This is a genomic window from Cellulomonas jepli (genome assembly GCF_047229345.1).
GTDB lineage: Bacteria > Actinomycetota > Actinomycetes > Actinomycetales > Cellulomonadaceae > Cellulomonas_A.
Genome location: NZ_JBFTER010000207.1, coordinates 1 through 1,127, shown reverse-complemented (window position 1 = coordinate 1,127; position 1,127 = coordinate 1). Strand labels below are relative to the sequence as shown.

Sequence of the window (1,127 nt, the reverse complement as noted above, 5' to 3'; positions counted from 1 at the left end):
CCTCCGGGGACCCCGCGCTCGTCCCGCCGGCGTGCGCGGGGAAGCGGTCGAAGCGGCGCGGGGTGCGGGGCGGGCGGGCGCCGAGCGCGCGCAGGTGGGCGCGCGTGCGCGGCAGGATGCAGCCGACGAGCGACACGAACAGCAGCAGGTAGATCGCCGAGAACCAGGCCGAGGAGTAGACGTCGAACATCCCGGCGCGCTCGAGCCACGGCCCGGCGGTCGGGTGGTCGACGAGGTACTGCGCGACGCGCTCCGGCGCCTGGGAGCGCTGCGGCCACACGGACCCCGGCACGGCGGCGACCGCGAGGAGCATGAGCAGCAGGAGCGCGACGCGCATGCTCGTGAGCTGGCGCCACGCCCAGCGCAGCCAGCCGAGGGCGCCGAGCTGCGGGAGCGTCGGCGGGGCCGGCGAGGAACCGGCCGGGTCGGGCCCGTCGGTGGGGGCGTACGCGTCGTCGAGGCCCTCGGGCGTGTAGGTGCTCATCAGACGACCGGCACGAAGACGTCGGTGCCGGTCACGAGCCCCTGCAACCACTGCGCCCAGGTGCCCCAGACGCCCGTGACGAGCGCGAGGCCGAGCAGCACGAGCAGCCCTCCCCCGGCGCGCATGACCGCGAGGCGGTGGCGCCGCAGCAGCTCGTGCGCCCGGCGGCTGCGCGCCGTGCCGAGCGCGAGCAGCAGGAACGGCAGCCCGAGGCCGAGGCAGAACGCGACCGACAGCAGCGCCCCGCGCCCGGCCGAGCCGCCGTCGAGCGACAGCGCGGTGATGGCGACGAGCGTCGGGCCGATGCACGGCGTCCAGCCGAGGCCGAAGACGATGCCGAGCAGCGGCGCACCCCACAGCCCGGCGCGCGGGCTCAGGTGCGCGCGGCGCTCCTGCTGCAGGAACGGCACGAACCCGAGGAACGCGAGCCCCATCACGACGACGACCGCGCCGAGCACGCGGCTGACCGGGTCCTGCCAGTCGCGCAGGACCCCGCCGAGCGAGCCGGCGAGCACGCCGAGCAGCACGAAGACGAGCGTGAACCCGGCGACGAACAGCCCGACGCCCGCGAGGAGCCGGCGGCGGTCGGGCGCGGGCGCGGTGCCGGGCGCGGTGCCGGACGCGCCGGCGGACGACCCGGCGG

At 77.5% G+C, this 1,127-nt stretch carries 2 protein-coding genes; both read right to left on the bottom strand.

Going from position 1 to position 1,127, the window contains the following annotated elements:
• The coding region (locus tag AB6N24_RS23105) for a cytochrome c biogenesis ResB family protein (protein ID WP_412871698.1) at positions 1-484 on the bottom strand (484 nt) is incomplete at its 3' end.
• On the bottom strand, positions 484-1,127 hold a 644-nt coding region (locus tag AB6N24_RS23100), incomplete at its 5' end, for a cytochrome c biogenesis CcdA family protein (RefSeq protein ID WP_412871697.1). The genes AB6N24_RS23100 and AB6N24_RS23105, both read right to left, overlap by 1 nt.